Below are 18,985 nucleotides of genomic sequence, written 5' to 3'. Positions count from 1 at the left end.
CGACCCGTCAGGAACCGACCCGATCCGGTGATCCGTCAGCGAGCTCATCAGTGTCTCCCTTGATCAGGGTGTCCACCTGATTCATGACACTCCCCCCACACCCGCGCAGCGCCCCGGTGATGTCGGAGTGGGCCGCTAGGGTCTGTGGGTCACGGGGTAGGTCGGGAGAGGGTGGGGCACGTGGGGTTCGAGCGGGTGGCGGGGCTGCCGGGTGGGGTGGTGCACGCGGGGAGCCGGGAGTTCCTGGTGCGGGAGGGGCTGCCGTCGACCGGGGCGTTCCTGGACTTCGAGGTGTTCGGGGCCGGGGAGCTGACGGCGGTCCCGGCGGAGGCCGAGCGGCTGTTCCTCCTCGGGGAGACGGAGTACCGCACGCCGTTCGCCGCCGGCGGCAACCAGGTGCTGCTGGACGGGGTGACCGGCGAGGTGTTCCTGGACAACGGCGGCCCGCGGCGCGACCTGCTGGCCTCCGACCTGGCCGCGCTGGCGGGCCTGGTCCGGGAGGTGGACGCGGTGGCCGAGGCGGCCCGACGGCCGGAGGCGCTGGACGGGCGGCGCGGACCGGCCGTGACGGCCGAGGTGCTGGCGGCGGCCGAGCGGCGGATGCGGGAGATCGATCCCGGGCTGTTCGGCGACAGGTCCGCGCCGCCGCACTGGGGCACCGCGCTGCTGGTACGGGCGCTGGGCTGGGGCGCGCTGCCGGGCGGTCCGGGCGGGCCCGCGTACGAGATAGCCCCGGAGCTGGTGGCGGAGCTGGCGGCGCTGACGGACCAGGACGGCGGCCCCGGCCGGGTGCACCGCTTCAACCCCGAGGAACTGCCCACCGCCCTGGTGCACGGACCGACCCGGCAGCTGCTGACCGAGGTCGGCCTGCCGCTGGGCGGGGCGATGTTCGGGGTGTGCGAGGAGCCGCTGGTCACCATGGGCGAGGCGTACCCCGAGTACTTCGACGGCGAGGAGGAGCGCCCGTACCAGCGGGACTTCCTCGCCCTCGGGGACTGGCCGACCGACCTCACGATCGCCCTGGACGGCGCCACCGGTCGGCTGGAGCTGCCGGACTGGTACGACGACGGCCACCCCGAGGCCTACCTGAACCGCGACCTGTCCGCCCTGCTCTACGCTCTCTGGACGTACGAGCGGCTGCGCGCCGAGTGGGACAGCTGGGACCACGGCCGGGCCCGGGACACCTGGGCGGTGTTCGATCCGCAGTCGCTGCTGAGCGCGGTGGTGGACCGGCTGGTGGAGGCCGTCGACCCGGAGGCGTTCGCCTCGCCCGGCTGCTCCTGGCGGCTGCTCGCCGAGGACGGCCACATGGGCGGCCTGCTGGGCTGAGCGGCCTCGGCCGGGGAGTTCACGGAGCACGCCGGAGAGCGTGGAGCCGACCGCCCGCGCGCTGGTCGGCTTCCACCCGGTGATCGCGCAGGCCGGACAACGTCTGGGACCGGGCCGTGCTCGGCACGCTCATCGCCCCGTTGCGGGCAACGGGAGGCTCGGCAGGCCGGGCGTAGGCTGAGCCGGTTCGATCACTCGATATCTCGATATGGCGGCGAAAGGACAGTCGGGGGATGCGCAGCGATACGGGGGAGCTCTACCGGGCGTTCGCGGAGCGGGAGGCGCGCGGCAACTCGCCGAGCTACCAGGAGCTGGCCGAACACGTCGCCGAGGACGGCCGGTTGTGTGCGCTGCTGGACGGGCTTCCGGCCGCGAAGCGGCAGCCGAACCTGCTGTTCGGCGCGGTCCGGCACCTGGGCGGGCCGGTGACGGAGGGCTGGCCGGCCTTCCGCGACTGGGCGGCGGGGCACTGGGCCGAGGTCTCGGCGACCATGCTGGAGCGGCGGACGCAGACCAATGAGGCGGGCCGCTGCGCCACCCTGCTGCCGCTGCTGGCCGCGTTGCCACAGCCACTCGCCCTGATCGAGGTGGGCGCCTCGGCCGGGCTCTGCCTCTACCCGGACCGCTATCGGTACCGGTACCTGGCCGGGGAGGGGGAAGCGGACGGGCATGGGCGCGAGGCCGTCGCCCCGGTCGACCCGGTCGACCCGTTCGCCGAGTTCGCCGAGTTCGCCGAGTTCGGCGCCGAGGCGAGCCCGGTGACGCTGGACTGCGTGGTGAGCGGCCCGGTGCCGATCCCCGGCTCCCTGCGGGAGCGGCTGCCCGAGGTGGTGTGGCGGGCCGGGATCGACCTCAACCCCTTGGACGTGCGGGCCGAGCAGGACATGCGCTGGCTGGAGTCGCTGGTCTGGCCCGAGCAGACCCACCGGCTGGACCGGCTGCGCGGCGCCGTCCGGGTGGCCCGGGCCGAACCGCCGCTGCTGGTGCGCGGCGATCTCAACGCGACGGTACGGGAGTTGGTGGCGCAGGCCCCGGCGGGGGCCACGCCGGTGGTGTTCCACAGCGCGGTGCTGGCGTACCTGCCGCCGGACGAGCGGGAGGAGTTCGCCGCGACGATGCGCGAGCTGCCCGGGCACTGGATCTCCAACGAGGCGGTTTCTGTGCTGCCGACCGTCGCCCGACGCCTCCCCCGCCCGGCTCCCGCCGGCTCCGGGCTGTTCGCGCTCGCCCTGGACGAGCGGCCGGTGGCCTTCACCGGGCCGCACGGGCAGTCCCTGGACTGGTTCGGCGAGGCGTAGTCGGCTTCAGCGAGGCGTAGTCGGCGGGAGACAGGAACATCGGGGACGGCGGGGGCGGCGGGGACGGCGGGGACGGCGGGGACGGCGGGGAGGACCCGGGCCTGCCGGGGCTGTCCCGGACCACCCCGGACCGTCGCGGACTGCCGGAACGGACCGGGTCCTCGGGCTTGAAGCTGCCGCAACGGCAGCTTCTACCGTCGTGACCGGGGCCGGAGAACCGGCCCCGGTCCACGCGAACGTGCGGACGTGGAGACGAGGAGACGAAGAGACGGGAGGCCGCCATGGCCTGGCCCATCGCCGAGGTGGCGCGGATGTCCGGCGTGACCGCCCGGACGCTCCGGCACTACGACGAGATCGGACTGCTGGCCCCGGCCTGGATCGGCTCTAACGGCCACCGCTACTACGAGGAGCGGCAGTTGCTCCAGCTTCAGCAGATCCTGGTGCTGCGGGCGCTGGGCGTGGGGCTGACCGAGATCGCCCGGATCCTGGGTGATCAGGTGGACGAGCTGGAGGCCCTGCGGGGCCACCGCCGGCGGCTGGTCGCCGAGCGCGACCGGCTCGACGCCCTGGCCGCCACCGTCTCCCGCACGATCGCCGACCTGGAACACGCCCGGAAGGACGGCACGCCCATGGCCATCAACCGCCCCGAGAACCTGTTCGAGGGCATCCAGCCCGACGACGTCGACGCGAGCCTGCGCGACTTCCCCGAGCACGCCGAGGCGGCCCGGCGCGCGACCGCCGCGATGACCCCGGCCGAGATCGAGGCCGGGCAGCGCGAGCGGACCGCCCGCATGATCCGCCTGGCCGAGCTGATGGCGGCCGGCCACCCGGCCGACGCCGAGCCGGTGCAGAGCACGATCGACGAGGAGTACCGACTGCTCAGCACCATCCGGGCGGTCCCGACCGAGGAGTACCTGGCGATCGCCCGTTCCTGCACCGAGAACGAGCAGTGGAGCGCCGCGTACGAGGCCATCGCCCCGGGCCTGGCCGCGTACCAGCGTGCCGCCATGGAGGCGTACGCGGCGGCGCGGCCGGCCTGATCCGGGGCCGGACCGAGGCCAGATCCGAGGCCGGACCGGGGCCGGCCCGGGCCGGACGGGGGAGCCCCCGTAAGGCTCCCCGGCAGGCCGGGCGCCGGGCTGGTTCCTCGTCCGGCCCTGCCCGTCGTCACTCCGTCCGCAGCGCCGTGACCGTCCGGGTGCGGGCCGCCCACGTCGCCGGGAGGGCGGCGCCGAGCAGCGCCAGCGCCAGGCCGCCGGATATCAGCGGCCCCACCACCGACGGGGTGAACACGGCGAGGTCGGTGTCCGGCACCCCGATCCCGGCGGCCCGGGCCATCGCGGGCATCACCCGGTGGTGCACCAGGACGCCGAGCGGGACCCCGATCAGCCCGGCCGCCAGCCCGCTGCCGCAGACCGAGGTGAGCACCATGCCGACGGTCTGCCGCGGTGACATCCCGAGCGCCTTGAGCACCCCGAGGTCGTGCACCCGCTCCCGGGTGTCCAGCAGCACGGTGTTGAGCACTCCGAGCCCGGCCACCACGGAGAGCAACAGCGTGAGGGTGCCCGCCAGGGTGTTCATCGCCAGCAGCACGATGTTGAGTTGTTCCCCGCCGGATTCGGCGCCCAGGCCCATCGGCCGCACGGCCTGGTCCAACCCGTCGGCGTAGGCCCGCGCGTCGGTGCCCGGGGCGAGGTCGATGTGGAAGACGAGCGCCTCGGCCTGGACCGTGCCGCCGAACGGAGCCAGCGTGGCCCGGTCGGTGTACACCACGTCGCTGGTGGCCAGCACCTCGCCGGTGATCTTCGCCGGGGTGCTGCGCCCGTGGTCGGTGAGGGTGACGGTGTCACCGACCTTCGCCTGGTTGGCCCGTAGGTAGGCGGCGGCCACCACCACCTCGCCGGGAGCGCGGAACCAGCGGCCGGAGACCAGCTGGAAGCCGCTCCAGGAGGCGTCGCCGCCGAACGCGACCACCTCGGAGCGCCCGGTGTTCCCGGCCAGGGCGACCGGGGTCGGGACGCTGCTGTACCAGGCCCGGGTGCCCGGACGGGAGTCGATCGCCTCGGCCACCGCCGCCTCGTCCACCTGGTCGACGGGCGGTGCGGTGCCCTCGATCGGTGCCCGGACCACCACCGTGCCGGCACGGTCGGCCGTCAGGCCCTCCTGCAGGGCGCCCAGCGAGAGCGTCAGACCGACGCAGAGGGTGACCCCGACCGTGCCGAGTGCCACGGCGGCGCCGGTGGTCGCCGAGCGGCCCGGCCGGTTGAGCGGGGAGGCCAGCCCGAGGCTGAGCGCCCGCGGCACCGGCAGCCGACCGATCAGGTCCTGCACCCGGGACAGCCGGCCCGCCGTGCCGGCCCCGCCGGCCGTACCGCGGGCGGCCGCCCGCTTGGCGCCCGGCGCCGTCCGGCCGATCGCGAGCGCCTCCACCGTCCGCAGCCGGCCGGCCCGCAGCGCGGGCACCACGGCGGCGCCCGTCACGGCCCCCAGCGCCGCCACCGCGACCACGGCGTCCACCCAGAGCGGGATGCCGAGCAGCCCGCCGCGCAGGGCCTTGTGGGCCAGCCCGAGGACCGGTACGGACAGCAGGTTGCCGACGAGCACGCCGAGCGCCGTGCCGATCCCGGCGGGGATCAGCGCCTGGCCGACGTAGGCGCGCGCCACCTGGGCCGGGGTGAAGCCCAGCGCCTTGAGGATGCCGATCCGCCGGGTGGCGGCGCTGACGGCGCCGCTGACCACGACGGCGATGATCAGCACCGACATGGCCAGACCGAGCACTCCGAAGGCGGTGACGAACGGGACGAAGGTCGAGGCCGTCCGGTTCGCCTCCGCCCGGGCGGGCCGGTAGGAGGTGGCCCTGAGGAGTGCCTCGCCCGGCACCGCGGCGGCCAGCGCGGCACGGTCGGCCTCCACCTCGGCGTCGCTGCCGGCCCGGGCGAAGCGGTAGAGGTACTGGGCGGCGGGCGCCGTGCCGGGCGCCGCCAGCCCGGCCGCCTGCTCCGGGGCGACCCAGCCGTCCGCGCTCCAGGAGACCGAGGCCGCCAGACCGACGACCTTGAGCGTCGGGCGCCCCGGCAGCTCGGGGAACTCCATGCTGTCGCCGACCGCCAGCGGGGAGTGCCCGTCCAGGATCACCACCTCACCGGGGCCCGCCACCCAGCGGCCGTCGGTGATCCGCAGGCCGTCCAGCGGGCCGTCCTGGGGGCGGCCGACCAGCGTCATCGGCGGCAGCGGGCTCCCGGCCGGCGGGATCCTGGTGCCGGGCCCGGAGCGCGGCCGCACGCTCACCGCCTGGTAGGGGCCGGCCAAGGCCGTCACCCCGGGCACGTGGGCCGTCGCGGCGAGCTGGTCGGGGCTCGCCCTCGCCCGGTCGTACAGCACGTTGAGGTGGGCGCCGCGCTGGTCGGCGAACGAGCGCTGGTACGGGCCCTGGGCGGCGACCAGCAGCCCGAGCGCGAGGATGCACGCCGTCACGGACATCATCGTGGTGAGCACCATCACCAGGGTCTGCACCCGCCGGCGGCCGACCCCGGCGCGCACCACCTTGCCGAGCGCGCTCATCGGCCACCGCCCGGGGACGGTGCGACCGCCGTGTCCCGGACCAGCCGGCCGTCGAGCAGTTCGACCGTCCGGTCGGCGCAGGCCTCGGCGAGCGCGGTGTCATGGGTGACCAGCAGGATCGTCTGGCCCTCCGTGTGGAGCCCGCGCAGCAGGTCGCGGACGTCGGCGGCCGAGGCGGTGTCCAGCGCCCCGGTGGGCTCGTCGGCCAGCAGCAGCGGCGGACGGTTCATCAGCGCCCGGGCCACCGCGACCCGCTGGCGCTCGCCGCCGGAGAGCCGGCCGGGGAAGGCCTTGGCGTGCCGGGCCACCCCCAGCCGCTCCAGCAGCTCCCCGGCCCTGGCCCGGGCCCGCTCCCGCCGCATCCCGGCCAGCTGGGCCGGGAGCAGCACGTTGTCCTCCGCGTTCAGGTCGTCCAGCAGGTTGAAGAACTGGAACACCATGCCGATCCGCGCCCGCCGGTACTCGGCCAGCGCGGCCTCGCCGAGCCGGTGCACGGCCACGCCGTCCACCTCCACCTCGCCCTCGCTCGGGCGGTCGAGGCCGGCGATCAGGTTCAGCAGGGTGGACTTGCCGCTGCCCGAGCGGCCGAGCACGGCCAGTGCCTCGCCGGCCCGGACCTCCAGGTCGAGCCCGGCCAGGGCGGGGCGGGCGGCGTCGGATCGGTCGTACGTCCTGCTGACGCCGCGGATCCGGATGATCGGCGCGTTCACGGGCCCTCCACGGTTCGAGGTCCGGCACCGGGAACCCCGGGCCGGCTGACGGGACATGACGCTACGAATCCGCGGCGGGGTGTCGACAGCCGTCTGGACGGCCTCTTGGGGGTGTATCCAGATACACCCTGAACTGGGTGTTCAGGCCTAGAGCGCCGCGGGCCCCGGCCGGGCAGACTGACCCATCGAAAGATCGGAACCGGGGCCCGCGGGGGGCTCCGGGGCCGCGGCTTCGGGGCCTCCGGACGGGGGCCGCGGAAGGGAAAGGGGGCGCGTCATGAACGCGGGAGCGCTGAGCGGGCTGGCCCTGCGGGTCGGCCGGGCCTGTGCGGACGGGGTGCGCGCCTGGTACGCGGTGACGCTGGCCGTGACGGGCTTCCTGGCGCTGCTGGCCGGGCCGGTCCTGCTGGCCGCCGCGCTGTTCGGGCCGGAGGAGTCCCGGGGCGTCCACCCGGGCGGGCCGCTGATCCTGGCGGTGCCGATGGCGCCGGTCGCCGTCTGGGCGCTCTGCTGGGCCACCGGGGGCGGCGGCCGGGCGGTCGGCGCCGCGCTGTTCGCCCCGGGGGCGGTGGCGCTGATGGCGACGCAGATCTACGGCGGTGCCGCGCCCGGCGGCCGGGTCGGCTCGGTCTGGCTGGCGCCCTCGCTGCTGGTGCTCGGGCTGTTCGGTGCCCGCTGGATCGCGACGGAGAGCAGGCGGACGGTCGGGAAGTGGAGCGGGCGGCCGATCCCGGTGCCGTACCGCCGGCCGGTCGGTGCCGGGCCCTGGCGGCGGCTGCGGGCCGGCGGCTGGCTCGCCGACCCGGCGACCTGGCGGGACTTCGCCTGGACGCTGCTCACCGGCGCCGTCGTGCTGGTCACCGGCGCGATCGTCCTGCTGGCCCCGGTCGCCCTGGAGGTCTTCGGCCGGGACGGGCAGTTCTTCTCCCTGGGCGTCGTCTACGCGACGGGCCTGACCGTCGCCCCGCTGGCCGTCCTGTGGGCCGCCCCGCCGGCCCTGCGGATCCACGAGAAGGCCGCCCGGGCCCTGCTCGGGCCCTCCCGGCGGGCCGAGCTCGCCCGCCAGGTCAGCCATCTCGCGCGGACCAGGGCGGACACCATCGACGCCGGCGCGGCCGAGCTGCGCCGGATCGAGCGGGACCTGCACGACGGGGCGCAGGCCCGGCTGGTGGCACTGGGCATGCTGCTGACCGTGGCCGAGCAGCTGAAGGACGACCCGGACGCCCTCGGGCCGCTGCTGGCCGAGGCCCGGCTGTCCTCGGTGAAGGCGCTCGGCGAGCTGCGGGACCTGGTCCGCGGCATCCACCCCCCGGTGCTCGCCGACCGCGGCCTGGCCGACGCGGTGCAGGCGACGGCGCTGGACCTGCCGCTGCCGGTCGCCTTCACCGGCTCCCTCCCCGGCCGGGCGCCCGCCCCGGTGGAGTCGGCCGCCTACTTCGCGGTGACGGAACTGCTGGCCAACGCGGTGAAGCACGCCGGGGCCTCGCGGGTGTGGATCGAGATGGGGCACAGTGACGGGCTGCTGCGGATATCGGTCACCGACGACGGGCGCGGTGGCGCCGACCCGTCCCGGGGAACCGGCCTCAGCGGAACCGAACGCCGACTGGCCGCCTTCGACGGGGTGCTCGCGATCAGCAGCCCGCCCGGCGGGCCGACCATCGTGAACCTGGAGATCCCGTGCGCGTTGTCATCGCCGAAGACCTCTTCCTCCTCCGGGACGGCCTGACCCGGCTGCTGGAGGCCAACGGCATGAAGGTCACCGCGGCGGTGGAGGACGGCGAGCAACTGCTCGCCGCGGTGGCCGCGGACCGCCCCGACATCGCCGTGGTGGACGTCCGGCTGCCGCCGGGCTTCACCGACGAGGGGCTGCGCGCCGCGCTGGCGGCCCGCCGGGCCCACCCGGGCCTGCCCGTCCTGGTGCTGTCGCAGTTCGTGGAGCAGCTGTACGCGCGCGAGCTGCTGGCCGGCAGCACCGGCGGGATCGGCTACCTGCTCAAGGACCGGGTGATGGACGGCACCCAGTTCATCGACGCCGTACGGCGGGTCGCCCAGGGCGGCACCGCGATGGATCCGGAGGTGATCACCCGGTTGCTCACCCACAACTCCTCGGCCGGCCCGGTCTCGACCCTCTCCCCGCGCGAGCGGCAGGTGCTGGCGCTGATGGCGGAGGGCCGGTCCAACGCGGCGATCGCCCAGCAGCTGGTGATCACCGAGCGGGCGGTCGCCAAGCACACCGCGTCGATCTTCGTCCGGCTCGACCTCCAGCCCTCCGACGACGACAACCGCCGGGTCCTGGCCGTCCTGGCCTACCTCAACAACTCCTGAAAGGGGCCGCCACCGCCCGTACACCGACATCACCCTCCGTGCGACGGCGCCACCTCCCGCACAGCGGACCCGACCCGCACAGCGGCGCCACCATCGCACGGTGGCATCACCACTCCACAACTTGATAGATCACCGACAAGTGGCGAGTGGCCCTCCGCGGCAGGGGGCTCGCATGCCGCGGAACGGGTCAATTAGGCTGGTGGGGTGCTCATCCTTGTTCGCCGCCGCCATGTGGACCTGCTCCGCGTGACGACCATGTCCTGTCGACGCTCCGGCTGAACCTCGCGCCACCCACCCTCAACGGCGGCCCCTGCCCGGCCGCCACCACCTCCCGGCTCCCGGAGCACCCGCCGCACGAGGCGCTGCTCCGTCCGTCCCCGGTCGACCACCGGGACCAGCCGGACGAGACCCAGCGGATGTCACACATGACGCAGCAGTACACGCCCATATCCGAGACCGCCAGCGGCTCCACCCCCGCGGACTCCCTCCCGGTGATCGACCTCTCGCTCGCCGACGGCAGTCCGGAGGACCGCCGCCGCCTGCACGACGCGCTCCGCTCCGCGGCCACCGGCGTCGGCTTCTTCCAGCTCGTCGGCCACGGCGTCACCCCGGAGGAAACCGCCGCGCTCACCCGGGCCATGCGCGCCTTCTTCGCGCTCCCCGAGGCCGACCGGCTCGCCGTGAGCAACCTCAACTCCCCCCACTACCGGGGCTACACCCGCACCGGTGACGAGCGCACCGGCGGCAGCCAGGACTGGCGCGACCAGCTGGACATCGGCGCCGAGCTGCCTCCGCACGTCCCCGGCACCGGCGAGCCCCCGTACTGGTGGCTGGAGGGGCCCAACCAGTGGCCCGAGGCGCTGCCCGAGCTGCGCACCGCCGCGCTCGGCTGGATCGACCACCTGGGCGAGGTCGCCCGCCGTCTGCTGCACGAGCTCCTCACCGCGATCGGCGCCCGCCCCGACTTCTACGACGAGGCTTTCGCGGGCCACCCCCACCTGCGCCTCAAGCTGGTCCGCTACCCCGGCAGCGCCCCGGACGGCGCCGGCCAGGGCGTCGGCACCCACAAGGACTACGGCTTCATCACCCTGCTGCTGCAGGACACCGTCGGCGGGCTCCAGGTCGAGCGCGAGGACGGCACCTTCCTGGACGTCCCACCGCTCGACGGCGCGTTCGTCGTCAACCTCGGCGAGCTGCTGGAGGTGGCCACGGACGGTTACCTCAAGGCCACCAGTCACCGCGTGGTCAGCCCGCCCGGCGCCCGCGAGCGCTTCTCGGTGCCGTTCTTCTACAACCCCCGCCTCGACGCCCACATCGCGCCGCTGGACTTCCCCCTCGCGCACCACGCCCCCGGCGCCACCGAGGACCCGGACAACCCGCTCTTCGCCGACTTCGGCCTCAACGAGTGGAAGGGCTATACCCGGGCCCACCCCGAGGTCACCCGCCGCCACCACGCCGCCCTCGCCTGACCCGAGGCACCCGCCGCCGGACGGCCCTGCCCGACCCGTGCCCGCCCGACGCCCCTGCCCGCAGCCGGACCTCCGGCGAACGGCAGGGGCGTCGGCGCATCCAGGGAACGCCCCACCCCCGTCGGTGGACCGGCACGGGCGGCACTGTCACACTGCTGCTGTCACAGCAGGAGTGTGCCAGTGCAGCAGGAGGCGGCAGATGGGGGAGCACGGCGGGGCGGCGGCCGGGCCGCGGCTGACCGTGGACGAGCTGGCGGCGCGCGCCGGGGTGACGGTGCGGACGGTGCGGTTCTACGGGACGAAGGGCCTGCTGCCGCCGCCGGAGCTGGGTCCGCGGCGGGTGGGGCTGTACGGCGCCGCGCACCTGGACCGGCTGGAGCTGATCGAGGAGCTGCAGCGGCAGGGGCTGACGCTGGCCGCGATCGAGCGGTACCTGGCGCGGCTGCCGCAGGACAGCACGCCGCTGGACCTGGCGATCCACCGCGCGCTGGTGGCGTCCTGGACGCCGGAGACGCCGGAGGAGGCCACCCGGGCGCAGTTGGAGCGCCGGGCCGGTCGGGGGCTGACGGAGGAGCAGGTCGAGCGGCTCGCCGCGATGGGGGCGCTGGAGCGGACCGGGGATCCGGAGGTGTTCCGGGTGGATCCCGGGCTGCTACCGCTGGGCGTGCGGATCCTGGACGTGCCGATCCCCCTGGAGACGCTGCTGGCCGCCCGGGCGGTGGTGCTGGAGCACAGCCGGGCGACGGCACGGGAGCTGCAGCGGCTGTTCCGCGAGACGGTGTGGAAGCCGTACCGGGAGAGCGAGCCCGAGCCGGCCGAGCTGGCCCGGATGCGGGCGCTGACGGACCACATCCAGCCGATGGTGGCGCAGGCCCTGGTCACGGCCTTCCAGCGGTACCTGCGGGAGGAACTGGGCGAGGAACTGCGCCAGGAGCAGGAGCCAGAGCAACAGCAGGAACAGTGAGCAGGACCGGTGAGCACGCCCCCCGGTGAGGCCGCGCACCGCACGGCCTCACCGGAATCCGGCAACTCGGCAACTCGGCAACCGGCAGCCCGGCAACCGGTCAGTCCGTGAAGGTCCGCCCCTCGGCCGCCACCCGCTCCAGCAGCGCCGGCGGCGCGAACCGCTCGCCGTACGCGGCGGCGAGTTCGCGGGCGCGGGCCACGAACCCGGCCGGTCCGCCCTCGTACCCGTTGATGTACTGGAACACGCCGCCCGTCCAGGCCGGGAAGCCGATGCCGAGGATCGAGCCGACGTTGGCGTCGGCGACCGAGGTCAGCACGCCCTCCTCCAGGCAGCGCACCGAGTCCAGCGCCTCGCTGAACAGCATCCGCTCCTTGAGGTCCTCGAACGGGACGTCGGCGGGGGAGCCGGAAGCGGCACCGCCGAAGTGCTCCAGCAGCCCCGGCCAGAGCCGCCCGCGCCTTCCGTCCTCGCCGTACTCGTAGAAGCCCGCGCCGCCGCTGCGTCCCGGGCGGCCGAACTCGTCGACCATCCGGTCGACCACCGCGTCCGCCGGGTGCGGCGTCCAGGTGCCGCCGACGGCCTCCACCGAGCGCCGGTACTCGTCGCGGATCTTGCGCGGCAGGGTCAGGGTGAGCTCGTCCATCAGGGAGAGCACCTTGGCGGGGTAGCCGGCCTGGGCGGCGGCCTGCTCGATGCTGGCCGGGTGGACGCCCTCGCCGACCGTGGCGACGCCCTCGTTGAGGAACTGGCCGATCACCCGCGAGGTGAAGAAGCCGCGCGAGTCGTTGACCACGATCGGGGTCCGGTCGATCTGCCGGACCAGGTCGAAGGCGCGGGCCAGGGCCTCGTCCCCGGTCTGCGGGCCGCGGATGATCTCGACCAGGCGCATCTTGTCGACCGGCGAGAAGAAGTGCAGCCCAATGAAGTCGGCCCGGCGCTCGACGCCCTCGGCGAGCAGGCCGATCGGCAGGGTGGAGGTGTTGGAGCAGAGCAGCGCGTCGGGGGCGACCACGCCCTCGATCTCCTGGAACACCTTGTGCTTGAGCTCGGTGTTCTCGAAGACCGCCTCGATCACCGCGTCGCAGCCGGCCAGGTCGGCGGCGTCGCCGGTGGGGGTGATCCGGGCCAGCAGCTCGTCGCGCTTCGCCTCGGTGGAGCGGCCGCGCGCGACGGCCTTGTCCAGCAGCCCCTCGGAGTAGGCCTTGCCGCGCTCGGCGGCCTCGACGCTGACGTCCTTGAGCACGACCTCGATGCCGGCCTTGGCGCAGGCGTAGGCGATGCCCGCGCCCATCATCCCGGCGCCGAGCACCGCGACCTTGCGGACCAGCCGCTTCTCGACGTCCTTCGGGCGCCCGGCGCCGGAGTTGACCGCCTGCATGTCGAAGAACAGCGCCTGGATCATGTTCTTGCTGGTCTGCCCGCAGGCCAGCTCGGTGAAGTAGCGGGCCTCGACCGCCATCGCCGTGTCGACGTCCACCTGGGAGCTCTCCACCGCCGCGGCCAGCACGTTGCGCGGGGCCGGGTAGGGCGCGCCGTTCAGCTGCTTGCGCAGGTTGGCCGGGAAGGCGGGCAGGTTGGCGGCGAAGGCCGGGGTGGCCGGGGTACCGCCGGGGATCTTGTAGCCCTTGACGTCCCAGGGCTGGACGGCGGTCGGGTTGGCCTCGATCCAGGCGCGCGCCCGGGCGGCCAGCTCCTCGGGGGTGTCGACCAGTTCGTGCACCAGTCCGTGCTCCAGCGCCTGCGCCGGGCGGTACTGGCGGCCCTGGAGCAGGAACTTCAGCAGGGCGTCGGTGATGCCGAACAGCCGGACCGTACGGACCACCCCGCCGCCGCCCGGCAGCAGGCCGAGGGTGACCTCGGGCAGGCCGATCCGGCTGGCGGGGGTGTTCAGCGCGATCCGGTGGTGGCAGGCGAGGGCGATCTCCAGACCGCCGCCGAGCGCGCTGCCGTTGACGGCGGCGACGACGGGCTTGCCGAGGGTCTCCAGGGTGCGCAGCGCGCGCTTGATCCGCATCGACTTCTCGAAGACGGCCCCGGCGTCCTCCGGGCGGGCGGCGGAGAGCATCCGCAGGTCTCCCCCGGCGAAGAAGGTCTTCTTGCCGGAGGTGATCACCACCCCGCGCAGCGCGTCGGCGGAGGCGAGTTCGGCCAGCCGCCCGACCGCGGTCTCGAAGTCGGCGGTGAAGGCGTCGTTCATGGTGTTGACGGACTGGGTGGGGTCGTCGAGGACGAGGGTGACCACCCCGTCCTGGTCCTGCTCCCAGCGGATGGTGGTGGTGTCGCTCATCAGGTAACTCCAGGTCTGGGAGGGGAGGTCAGATGCGCTCGACGATGGTGGCGATGCCCATGCCGCCGCCCACGCAGAGGGTGATCAGGCCGTAGCGCTGGTCGCGCCGCTCCAGTTCGTCGATCACGGTGCCGAGCAGCATCGCCCCGGTGGCGCCGAGCGGGTGGCCGAGCGCGATCGCGCCGCCGTTGACGTTCACCTGGTCGTGGCGGAAGCCGAGTTCGCGGATGAAGCGGAGCGCGACGGCGGCGAAGGCCTCGTTGATCTCGACCAGGTCGATGTCGGCGGCGGTGAGTCCGGCCTTGGCGAGCGCCTTGCGGGTGGCCGGGGCGGGGCCGGTGAGCATGATGGTCGGCTCGGAGCCGGAGACGGCGGCGGAGACGATCCGGGCGCGCGGGCGCAGCCCGTACCGCTCGCCGACCTCGCGGTTGCCGATCGCGACGAGCGCGGCGCCGTCCACGATGCCGGAGGAGTTGCCCGCGTGGTGGACGTGGTCGATGGCCTCGACCCAGTGGTACTTCTGGAGGGCGACGGCGTCGAAGCCCCCGGCCTCGCCGATGGCGGCGAAGGAGGGCTTGAGCCCGGCCAGCGTCTCGACGGTGGTGCCGGGGCGGATGAACTCGTCGCGCTCCAGCACGACCAGGCCGTTGCGGTCGCGCACCGGGACGACCGAGCGGTCGAACAGGCCGTCCGCCTGGGCCTTGGCGGCGCGGGCCTGGGACTCGGCGGCGAAGGCGTCCACGTCGGTGCGGGAGAAGCCCTCGATGGTGGCGATGAGGTCGGCGCCGATGCCCTGCGGGGCGAAGTTGGTCTCGTAGGCGGTCATCGGGTCGGCGAACCAGGCACCGCCGTCGGAGGCCATCTTCACCCGGGACATCGACTCCACGCCGCCGGCCAGGACCAGGTCCTCCCAGCCGGAACGGACCTTGGCGGCGGCCAGGTTGACGGCTTCCAGGCCGGAGGCGCAGAAGCGGTTCTCCTGGACGCCGGCGACGGTGTCGGGCAGGCCGGCCGCGACGGCGGCGATCCGGGCGATGTCGGAGCCCTGGTCGCCGACCGGGCTGACCACGCCGAGCACGATGTCGTCGATCGCGGCCGGGTCCAACTCGGGGAAGCGGCTGCGCAGTTCGTGGATCAGTCCGACGACCAGGTCGATCGGCTTGGTGCCGTGCAGCGAGCCGTTGGCCTTGCCCCGGCCGCGCGGGGTGCGGATCGCGTCGTAGACGTACGCTTCGGTGGTCACGGTGGGAACGCCTTTCAGGGCAGGGGGGGTTGAGGGGAGCGCTCAGCCGAGGATGGAGCGGCCGACGATCTCCTTCATGATCTCGGTGGTGCCGCCGTAGATGGTCTGGATGCGGCCGTCGGTGAACGCCCGGGCGACCGGGAACTCGCTCATGTAGCCGTACCCGCCGTGCAGTTGGAGGCAGCGGTCGGCGGTGCGCTTCTGCAGCTCGGTGGCCCACCACTTGGCCATCGAGGCGTCCGCCGGGGTGAGCGCCCAGCGGTTGTGCTCGGTGATGCAGCGGTCCACGAAGGCGCGGGTGACGGCGCACTCGGTGGCCAGCTCGGCGATCTCGAAGCGGACGTGCTGGAGCTTGGCGAGCGGGCGGCCGAACGCCTCGCGCTGCTTGACGTAGTCGGTGGTGATCTCGACCAGGTACTCGGCGCCGGCGATCGCCGCCGCGGCGATGGTGAGCCGCTCCTGGGCGAGGTTCTGCATCAGGTGGACGAAGCCGCCGTTGAGCTCGCCGATCAGGTTCTCCTTCGGCACCCGGACGTCCTCGAAGAACAACTCGGCGGTGTCCTGGGCCTTCTGGCCGATCTTGTCGAGGTTGCGGCCGCGCTCGAACCCGGGCGTGCCGCGCTCGACGGCCAGCAGGCTCAGCCCGTGCGCGCCGCCCTCGGGGGTGGTGCGGGCGACCACGATCACCAGGTCGGCGAGGATGCCGTTGGAGATGAAGGTCTTGGCGCCGTTCAGCAGGAAGTGGTCGCCCTGGTCGACCGCCTGGGTGCGGATGCCCTGGAGGTCGGAGCCGGTGCCGGGCTCGGTCATCGCGATCGCGGTGATCAGCTCGCCCGAGCAGAAACCGGGCAGCCAGCGGCGCTTCTGCTCCTCGGTGGCGAGCGAGGTGAGGTACGGGCCGATGATGTCGTTGTGCAGGCCGATCGCCAGGCCGGAGGCGCCGGCCCGGGCGAACTCCTCGGCCAGCACGGCGGCGTAGCGGAAGTCCGGGGTGCCGCCACCGCCGTACTCCTCGGGGACGGCGAGGCCGAGCAGGCCCTGGCGACCGGCCGCGAGCCAGGCGGAACGGTCGACGATGCCGGCCTTCTCCCAGCGGTCGTAGTGCGGCAGCACCTCCTTGGCCAGGAAGGCCCGCACGGTGGCCCGGAAGTCGTCGTGCTGCTCGGTGAAGATCTCGCGCTGCAACGCTACTCTCCTTGCTCTGCCGAAGGGTTGGCCGAAGGGTCGAGGGAGGGGACGCCCCAGTCCCGGGCCACCTCGGCGGTGTCCGCGCCCGGTCGGGCCGGCGGGCGGCGCAGGGCGCCCGGGGTGGCGGAGAAGCGCGGGGCGGGGGCGGGCTGGGTGACGCCGTCCGCCTCGACGTACGTCCCGCGCGCCGACAGGTGGTCGTCCGCCGCAGCCTGACGCATCGTCAGCACCGGTTCCACGCAGGCGTCGGAGCCCGCGAAGACGGCCTCCCACTCGGCCCTGGTCCGGGTGGCGAAGCGGGCGGCGATCCGGGCGCGCAGCTCGGGCCAGCGGGCGAGGTCGTACTGGCCGGGCGCGTCCGGGCCCAGCTCCAGCAGCCGGGCGAACTCCGCGTAGAAGCGCGGCTCCAGCGCGCCGACGGCCAGGTGGCCGCCGTCGGCCGCCCGGTAGACCGCGTAGAACGGCGCGCCGCCGTCCAGCAGGTTGACGCCCCGGCGGTCCTGCCAGTGACCGGCCGCGAGCAGGCCCCACAGCATGCTGCCGAGGTGCGCCGCGCCGTCCACGATCGCGGCGTCGACCACCTGGCCGGCGCCGGTGGCGCGGGCGTGGTGCAGCCCGGCGAGCAGGCCGACGACCAGGTAGAGCGAGCCGCCCGCGTAGTCGCCCAGCAGGTTGGCCGGGATGCCGGGGGGCTCCTCGGCCCCGCCGGGCGCCGCCACCATCCCGAGCACCCCGGCGACCGCCGCGTACCCGAGGTCGTGCCCGGCGGTGGCCGCCCGGGGGCCGTCCTGCCCCCAGCCGGTCATCCGCCCGTACACCAGCGCCGGGTTGCGCGCCAGGCAGGCCTCGGGCCCGACCCCGAGCCGCTCCGCGACGCCCGGCCGGTAGCCCTCGATCAGCAGGTCGGCCCGCTCGACCAGGTCCAGCACCCGCCCGGGGCCCTCGGGGGACTTCAGGTCGATCAGTACCGAGCGCTTGTTGCGGTTGCTGAGGTCGTACGCCGGGTCGGTGCCGAGCGGCGAGGGCTCCGGCCGGTCCACCCGCACCACGTCCGCCCCGAGGTCCCCCAACAGCATCGCCGCGAACGGCCCCGGCCCGATCCCGGCGAGCTCCACCACCCGCACACCCGCCAGCGGCCCCCCGGCCGCCGGCGCACTGCTCGCGTCACCCACTGGCTGCTGAACCCTTCCCGACGGGTTTGACAGTAAAGCTGTAACACTCGGGATGATAGGCAAGCGACCCGCCGGTAACAAGACCTCCGAGGTCGCGGTGACCCGCCACGGGCGGCCCGTCCACTTCCGGATCGGCACGGAAATCGAGCGGCGACTGTCGAAGTAATGGTCTATCTTGCGGTGATCTATTACGCGAGACGCCGGGGGAAGCCGCATGACCACCACCGACCGTACTGACCACGCCGCCCGCACCGCCCACACCGACCGCACCGACCGCACCGTCGTCGCCGTTTCCGAGCGGCTGGTGCTGACGCGGCCGCAGGAGGGGGATGTGGAGGCGGTGTTCGCGATCCACGGGGATCCGGAGACCAACCGGTACAACCCGAACGGGGCGCAGCGGGACCGGGCGGCGAGCCGGGAGATGCTGGACGGGTTCGTCGCCGACTGGGTGCGGGACGGGGTGGGGTACTGCACCGTCGCCACCAGGGAGGACCCGGGGACGGTGATCGGGTTCGCCGGGCTGTACCTGCACACCCTGGACGGGGAGCGGGTGTTCAACCTCTACTACCGGTTCCGGCCGTCCGCCTGGGGCCTGGGGTACGCGGCGGAGGCGGCGCGGGCGGCGATGGCCGAGGCGCTGCCGCGCCACCCCGGCGTCCCGGTGATCGCCCTGATCCACGCCGACAACCTGCCCTCGCGCCGGCTCGCCGAGCGGCTCGGCCTGGTCGCCGACCCGGACGGCCGCACCGACGAGGAGGACCGGCTGATCCACCGGATGGTCTGAGGCCGGGAGGAGAAGATCCCCCGCCGGGGGGAGGGGGATCGCGCGCCGGGCGGAGGTCGCGGCCCCGGGTACGGCGGGACGGTGGGGGCATGAGGATGAACGAGCACGTGGTGCGGGCCGGGGCAGCGTGGACGGCGGTGGCAGCGACCGTGCCCTACCTGACGCTGAAGGCGCTCTGGCTGACCGGGCACCCGGTGGGCGCGGACGACCCCGCCGAGCTGGACCGGCTGTGGCTGGTGAACCTGCTGACCTTCGGCATGGACGCGATCGCCGTGGCACTGGCGCTGGCCTTCGTCCGCCCGTGGGGGCGGCGGGCGCCCGCCGGGCTGGTGGCGTTCCCGATGTGGGTGGCGACCGGGCTGCTCGGCACGATCCTGGTCGCACTGCCGCTGTACCTGCTGAGCGTCCTGGTGCTCGGCCCGGAGGACGGCGGCCAGGACGACAAGGGCCTCGGCGGCTGGGTCTTCCCCGTCGTGTACGGCGGCTTCGCCATCCAGGGCGTCGCCCTGATCACCGCCTTCGCGCTGTACGCCCGCCGGCGCTGGCCCGGGCTGCTGCGGGAGCGCATCGGCGACCTGCCCGACTCCCCCACGCTGACCGTGCAGCGCGCCCTCGCCTGCGTCGCCGCGCTGCTCGCCGCGGGCGTCGCGGC

Annotated in this window: 14 protein-coding genes and 1 pseudogene; 9 read left to right on the top strand and 6 right to left on the bottom strand. The window is 74.4% G+C overall.

The window, feature by feature from the left end:
* Positions 1–180: 180 nt before the first annotated feature.
* From ABZW03_RS19275 to ABZW03_RS19265, 3 genes are all read left to right on the top strand, one after another.
* Positions 181–1,329, top strand: coding sequence for an SUKH-4 family immunity protein (locus ABZW03_RS19275; protein ID WP_355259322.1), 1,149 nt, complete (start codon positions 181–183; stop codon positions 1,327–1,329).
* A gap of 233 nt (positions 1,330–1,562) precedes the next feature.
* Positions 1,563–2,627, top strand: coding sequence for a DUF2332 domain-containing protein (locus ABZW03_RS19270; protein WP_355259319.1), 1,065 nt, complete (start codon positions 1,563–1,565; stop codon positions 2,625–2,627).
* A 281-nt stretch (positions 2,628–2,908) separates the two neighbouring features.
* Positions 2,909–3,667 (top strand): MerR family transcriptional regulator, encoded by a 759-nt coding sequence (locus ABZW03_RS19265; protein ID WP_355259316.1) that lies wholly within the window; start codon positions 2,909–2,911, stop codon positions 3,665–3,667.
* Positions 3,668–3,794: 127 nt separating this feature from the next.
* Here the strand turns inward: ABZW03_RS19265 and ABZW03_RS19260 are convergent, their stop codons facing one another.
* Positions 3,795–6,188: an ABC transporter permease gene (locus ABZW03_RS19260; protein ID WP_355259313.1), complete on the bottom strand. Its 2,394-nt coding sequence runs from the start codon at positions 6,186–6,188 to the stop codon at positions 3,795–3,797.
* On the bottom strand, positions 6,185–6,955 hold the full coding sequence (locus ABZW03_RS19255; RefSeq protein WP_355259310.1) for an ABC transporter ATP-binding protein: 771 nt from the start codon (positions 6,953–6,955) through the stop codon (positions 6,185–6,187). The genes ABZW03_RS19260 and ABZW03_RS19255 overlap by 4 nt, the downstream gene beginning before the upstream one ends.
* A 220-nt stretch (positions 6,956–7,175) precedes the next feature.
* On the opposite strand from ABZW03_RS19255, the gene ABZW03_RS19250 reads away from it, so the two are divergent.
* The 4 genes from ABZW03_RS19250 to ABZW03_RS19235 all read left to right on the top strand — a co-directional run bounded on the left by ABZW03_RS19250 (position 7,176) and on the right by ABZW03_RS19235 (position 11,656).
* A complete protein-coding gene (locus ABZW03_RS19250) occupies positions 7,176–8,624 on the top strand; it encodes a histidine kinase (RefSeq protein ID WP_355259307.1) in 1,449 nt (482 codons plus the stop codon).
* Entirely contained in the window at positions 8,576–9,223 is a 648-nt protein-coding gene (locus ABZW03_RS19245; protein ID WP_355259304.1) for a response regulator transcription factor, read from the top strand. Before ABZW03_RS19250 ends, ABZW03_RS19245 begins: the two co-directional genes overlap by 49 nt.
* Before the next feature lie 425 nt (positions 9,224–9,648).
* A complete protein-coding gene (locus tag ABZW03_RS19240) occupies positions 9,649–10,692 on the top strand; it encodes a 2-oxoglutarate and iron-dependent oxygenase domain-containing protein (protein WP_355259301.1) in 1,044 nt (347 codons plus the stop codon).
* 199 nt (positions 10,693–10,891) lie between these two features.
* Entirely contained in the window at positions 10,892–11,656 is a 765-nt protein-coding gene (locus ABZW03_RS19235; RefSeq protein ID WP_355259298.1) for a MerR family transcriptional regulator, read from the top strand.
* 100 nt (positions 11,657–11,756) lie between these two features.
* On the opposite strand, the gene ABZW03_RS19230 is transcribed toward ABZW03_RS19235, so the two are convergent.
* Genes ABZW03_RS19230 through ABZW03_RS19215 form a run of 4 tightly spaced genes read right to left on the bottom strand, consistent with a single transcriptional unit; the run spans position 11,757 to position 17,549 of the window.
* Entirely contained in the window at positions 11,757–13,946 is a 2,190-nt protein-coding gene (locus ABZW03_RS19230; RefSeq protein WP_355259295.1) for a 3-hydroxyacyl-CoA dehydrogenase NAD-binding domain-containing protein, read from the bottom strand.
* 28 nt (positions 13,947–13,974) lie between these two features.
* Positions 13,975–15,189: an acetyl-CoA C-acetyltransferase gene (locus tag ABZW03_RS19225; protein WP_355259292.1), complete on the bottom strand. Its 1,215-nt coding sequence runs from the start codon at positions 15,187–15,189 to the stop codon at positions 13,975–13,977.
* 42 nt (positions 15,190–15,231) lie between these two features.
* Positions 15,232–16,374 (bottom strand): acyl-CoA dehydrogenase family protein, encoded by a 1,143-nt coding sequence (locus ABZW03_RS19220; protein ID WP_355259289.1) that lies wholly within the window; start codon positions 16,372–16,374, stop codon positions 15,232–15,234.
* A 2-nt stretch (positions 16,375–16,376) separates the two neighbouring features.
* The gene (locus tag ABZW03_RS19215; RefSeq protein WP_355259286.1) at positions 16,377–17,549 is read right to left on the bottom strand and encodes a CaiB/BaiF CoA-transferase family protein; all 1,173 of its coding nucleotides are present in this window, start codon (positions 17,547–17,549) and stop codon (positions 16,377–16,379) included.
* A 214-nt stretch (positions 17,550–17,763) separates the two neighbouring features.
* On the opposite strand from ABZW03_RS19215, the gene ABZW03_RS19210 reads away from it, so the two are divergent.
* Together ABZW03_RS19210 and ABZW03_RS19205 are read left to right on the top strand one after the other, a co-directional pair.
* Positions 17,764–18,333: a GNAT family N-acetyltransferase gene (locus tag ABZW03_RS19210; RefSeq protein ID WP_355259283.1), complete on the top strand. Its 570-nt coding sequence runs from the start codon at positions 17,764–17,766 to the stop codon at positions 18,331–18,333.
* An 89-nt stretch (positions 18,334–18,422) separates the two neighbouring features.
* Positions 18,423–18,985: pseudogene (locus ABZW03_RS19205) on the top strand (hypothetical protein); the annotation flags it as partial.

Source organism: Kitasatospora sp. NPDC004799, assembly GCF_040609095.1.
Taxonomy (GTDB): Bacteria; Actinomycetota; Actinomycetes; order Streptomycetales; family Streptomycetaceae; genus Kitasatospora.
This window is presented reverse-complemented; position numbering and strand designations above follow the sequence as displayed.